A 4498-nucleotide genomic window follows, 5' to 3' on the forward strand; every position below is an offset into this window, starting at 1 on the left:
GGGCTGCTCGGCGTAGGACAGGTTCACGCCGTAGCGCGAGCCGTCCCCGAGCAGGCGCTCGAAGTTGGGGAGGTCGGTCGGCGTGGAGATGACCAGGATGTCCCGGATTCCCGCCAGCATGAGGGTGCTGAGCGGGTAGTAGATCATGGGCTTGTCGTAGACCGGCAGCAGCTGCTTGCTGGTCACAAACGTGAGCGGGTACAGGCGCGTGCCGGACCCGCCGGCGAGGATGATGCCTTTCATTAGCTATAACCTTTCATTTCTTGCTGCCCTGCGGCCAGCACGATTTCCGAGAAGACGGGCGCAGCAGTCAACTCCGAAAGCAACGAACTCGCCAAAACTTCCCTCTCGTAGGAGTTGCGACGAAACCATCTTGACTAGCCGGCCTCCTTCACCAATCTCACTTGCATGCATGAGTTCGTCTGTATGCGTTTCGAGAAAGAAACCAACGGCACGGTTGCGGGCAAACTGTTGGGCTGGCGTCAAGTTATGCGAGTGATAGACCTCGGCACGCGGCTCGTAAGCGACCTTCATACCCGAGGCGATAAACTTGGCGGCCATGAGCATGTCCTCGTTGGTATTAACACGATCAAATCCACCGCATTCGAGATATGCAGTTCGTCGATAGGCAGAACAGGCATCAGATGCAAAGAACGTCTTAATACCGAGTTTCTCGAGATCGCATTTGGAACGAACGGATGGCCAGTCGGGATAGTTGAAACCACGCACCAGCTGTTCAAAACGTCGGGCATCCGCCTTAGGCAGCTGCCTGCCGCTTACGAGAGCGATGTCGGAATCATCAACCATGGGAGCAACAAGCCGCTTCAGGTAATCATCAGAAACAGGCACAGCATCTTGGGTGAGGAAACATACAAAGTCACCTCTCGACTCCCTTAGCGCCATATCTCTTGTGGTGCCGTGGTTGAAATCCCGGCGATCAATCTCCAACAGGCGGACTATTTTGTGTTGCCGGACCAGCTCGATAGTTTTATCTTCCGAAGCAGAATCAACGATCAGAATCTCAACCGGCTGAATAGACTGATGTTCGAGGGCAATTAAAAGCCCATCGATTTCATGCTCAGCATTAAGAGTCGGAATGATGACGGAGATTTCCATCTATCTGCCCGTCCTCTCCTTGCCAAACATGGCGCCGAAAGTGCCGGCGAAACACTTCCAGTCCATTCGAAAACAACGGTTCCGGACGTAATGCAATTCGATTTTTTGGCGCAGACCGCTTTCAAATGACGCATCGTTGCGATCCGTTGCCTGCCATAACCCGGTAATTCCAGGTTGAACCGAAAGAAATACATCCTTCTCCTCATCAGAAAAATGCAGTTCGAGTTCATCGCGCGTAATAGGGCGAGGACCGATAACAGAAAGGTCACCGTTCAACACATTGAGAAACTGCGGCATCTCATCGATAGAGCACTTACGAATAAACTGCCCGACCTTAGTGATACGCGGATCGTTATCGACCTTGCGCTCAATTTCCCACTGATGCAGCTGCTCCGAGTTTAAATACTTCTGAACATTACCCGCATCGGAAACCATGCTGCGCAGCTTATAAATCTTGATGGCCTTGCCATTTTTGCCAACTCGCTCCTGGGTGTAGAAGGGATTACCCGGAGACTCTAGACAAATCAGGACGCACACAAGGCCCACTGGAATGAATAAAATTACGATTGCCATAAGACTAAAAACAAGGTCAAACAGTCTCTTAACAAAGCGATAGCCCAATGTTCCACTAGGCTTTATTTGATTTACAACAAGTGCATCTCTCGTTGGCATACACTTCTCTGTTACTTCTTTAGCAGCCACAGTCAAACTTACGTCCCTGTCCCCCAGGGATCCCCCAATCGGTAAATTCAAAAATGCGAACGAATAGCTGGTGCAACGTCTCCCTTACGTTTTGTTGGGAACATCCAGCGGCAGCAGCTCTCTAAATGTGGAGTCGCCCTCGCCTACGTCCACCAGGCACCAGCGTTTATGACGGTCGATCTTTTTAACACGGGCCTCTTGCCCCACCAAAGGGCCCTGTTCTATGTGCAAAACGCCGTCTTCTATGCGCGCAACGCTGTTGCGCACCACGCCGTCGTCGTCCAGCACGCTGCGGTACCAGTCCTGTGCATCGTCCGGCATGGGCATGTACGCCCGCTCCCTACTGCCGGCGATGCGACAGCCAAAGCTCAACTGGGCCAAAGCCCTATCGAGCGCGGCGGCATCGTGCGTAGCGACGAAGAAATATTCCTTGTACATGGGTTTGGTTTGGAGCGACCAGGCGCCGTCCCGCTTAAACCAGAACTCCTTTTGCATCACAAAAGCGTCCTGCATCAGGTTGTGCGGGATAATGCGGCGAACCTTTTCGCAGATCTCGCGCTCTTTTCCATGGGGGGTATGGACCAGATACCAGCGGACGCGGCCGTGCTGGCTGTTGGTGGTGGCGCCGTTAAATGCGCCCGGCAGCTGCTCTTGGCGCCGTGCCGTCTGTTCCATGTTTTCGCCCCCTCTTTTGGTTTTGCGATGCACGCAAATGCAGGGGCGTTTAGAACAGGCTTCTCGCTCGCAGCTAGGCGCAGTCGCAAAAGTACAGGTTTTTATAGAGGGGTATGGAGATGCACCTAATGGCAGTACATTTTGCGCAATCTGGGCAAACGCTGATTAATTGCTCGTATAATGTCATCTGTCGAAAGATACAAAAACCTGTACTTTGCGCTCCATTTGCTGTTTGATTCTTTGGTGACGTTCGAAGTCGCAGCGAGCTCCACTTTGCTGTTATTGGTCTCCCACTCCCTCAGATTCATCGCATAAGCAACGATCCCATTCTGAATCCCCGAGATGCTCGGCGGGAAGGACTGGTTGTCAGCGTTGATGGAAAAGCTCTCTTCCTTGGCATCAAGGTGCTGCTGAATTCGGTCGGCATACTTCTCGGCCCATTTATCGGCCTTGCCATTCCGCACAAAGTAATTGTTGGATAGGTCGGTCGAGCGGTAGGCGTAGTCGTCCTTTTGGTAATTTGACGTGTGGTCGGAGTGGGCGATTGCCATGAGCTCGTCGGTCAGGCCAAAGTACAGATGGCGCTGGTCTAGGTCCCCGTACCAGTTGTCGCTGGTGTCGTCCCAGGTTAGATCCATCTGGCACCATTTGCCGTCGATCTTTACGGCGTTCCAGGTGTGGCCGTTGCCGGTGATGCGGCCGTTGGCGATGCCCGCTGCGTTAAGGAGCTTGGAGTAGATGCGCTGGTAGCTCTCGCAGGTGCCCTGGTGGCGCGTGAGGCCGCTCTCGGCCGAGCACCAGTTAAGGTCGTGGTCGTATTCCAGATGGTCAAGAGTCCAGTCGTGCAGCCACAGGGCGCGGGCGTAGTCGGACCCGTCGGTATCGGCGCTGCATTTGTCGACTGCGGACTTCACGATGGCGCTGACCGCCGGATAGGCGTCGTCGTTCGCGCTCGCAAACACGTTTGAGCGCAGATAGTACACGCCGGCCGCCTTATCCATCAGGTAAAAGCGCAGGTAATAGGTGCCGCTAGCGGTCATTTCGAACTGGTAGTCGTGCGATGTGCATTCGCCGGTGTATTGCTGCCACTGGTTACGGCTGGGGTCGGCAACGCTTTCGCTGCTACCGTCGGGATCCATATACGTCGGTGCGTCCATGCGGAATTGGTACGCACCGCTTCCGCCCGTCGCAGTCACATGGAACGTGGTCTCCTGGCCGAGCCTCGGGTCGTTCCATTGGACGGTGAGCGTGATGTCGCCGCTTTGCGCGGTGGTGCTGTGCTGGTAGTTCGCGGCCGCGTTCGCCGGTTTGATTTCAAATGGGATCGCGCAGGTGCCGCTGTAGTTCTGGTCGTCGGCGGTCACAACGGCGGTCGCCTGACCGATGGCTACGTTGTTCTCGTAGGCGACAGTGTACTGGTCGCTCGGCACGGTCGACGACGTGACGGTGGGCATCACGGGATTGCCCGTGTAGCGAATGTCGGTGTCCTCGATACTGAACATGCTGGCGTCGATCGGCTGCGTTGCGTTGGCCGTTACATTGGTGCCGGAGGCGGCGCTGATTTGATCGTTTGCCCGGGCTTGGCCCGACGTGGTTTCGGCTGGGCTCTCGTTAGGTTTGCCGGCGCTTTGCGCGGCGGGTTCTGGCGCACTGGCGATTTCGGCAAGCGCGGGTGACGGGATAAAACCAACCGTCATTACGAGCGAGAGCGCGATGGAAAGGACGCAGGAGGCAGGCTTACGCATGACGGCCCCTTTTCTGTAATCGGAACAGGTACGATTCTGCAAGCGTACCGGCATTTAATATGAGCAGGACATTGTCAAGAGACAAAATCGGGCCTGGCCCCAACGATATGGGGTCAGGCCCTCTCCCTATATTAGCCCGTCCGCGGCGACCTCGGCGTGTCTTACCGACGCTCGTCTTTGCAGTTTAATATCCGCCCGCGGCGATCTCTCGCTGGGCAATCCGTTGCTACGGCTGAGGCTTCTACGTCGAACCGACAGTC

The 4498-nt window shown here is 55.3% G+C and carries 5 protein-coding genes; all 5 read right to left on the reverse strand.

Translation table 11 applies throughout. The features are described from left to right. A partial coding sequence (locus tag GDJ93_RS06360; protein WP_152067635.1) for a sugar phosphate nucleotidyltransferase occupies window positions 1-243 on the reverse strand: 243 nt, incomplete at its 3' end. Window positions 244-246: 3 nt separating this feature from the next. Next, on the reverse strand, window positions 247-1116 hold the full coding sequence (locus tag GDJ93_RS06365) for a glycosyltransferase family 2 protein (protein WP_152068172.1): 870 nt from the start codon (window positions 1114-1116) through the stop codon (window positions 247-249). After that, on the reverse strand, window positions 1117-1818 hold the full coding sequence (locus tag GDJ93_RS06370; RefSeq protein WP_152068173.1) for a sugar transferase: 702 nt from the start codon (window positions 1816-1818) through the stop codon (window positions 1117-1119). A gap of 84 nt (window positions 1819-1902) precedes the next feature. After that, window positions 1903-2493: a hypothetical protein gene (locus GDJ93_RS06375; RefSeq protein ID WP_152068174.1), complete on the reverse strand. Its 591-nt coding sequence runs from the start codon at window positions 2491-2493 to the stop codon at window positions 1903-1905. 125 nt (window positions 2494-2618) lie between these two features. Then, entirely contained in the window at window positions 2619-4238 is a 1620-nt protein-coding gene (locus GDJ93_RS06380; RefSeq protein ID WP_152068175.1) for a transglutaminase domain-containing protein, read from the reverse strand. Window positions 4239-4498 lie beyond the last annotated feature (260 nt).

The sequence above is a fragment of the Collinsella aerofaciens genome (assembly GCF_902501475.1).
GTDB lineage: Bacteria > Actinomycetota > Coriobacteriia > Coriobacteriales > Coriobacteriaceae > Collinsella > Collinsella aerofaciens_AL.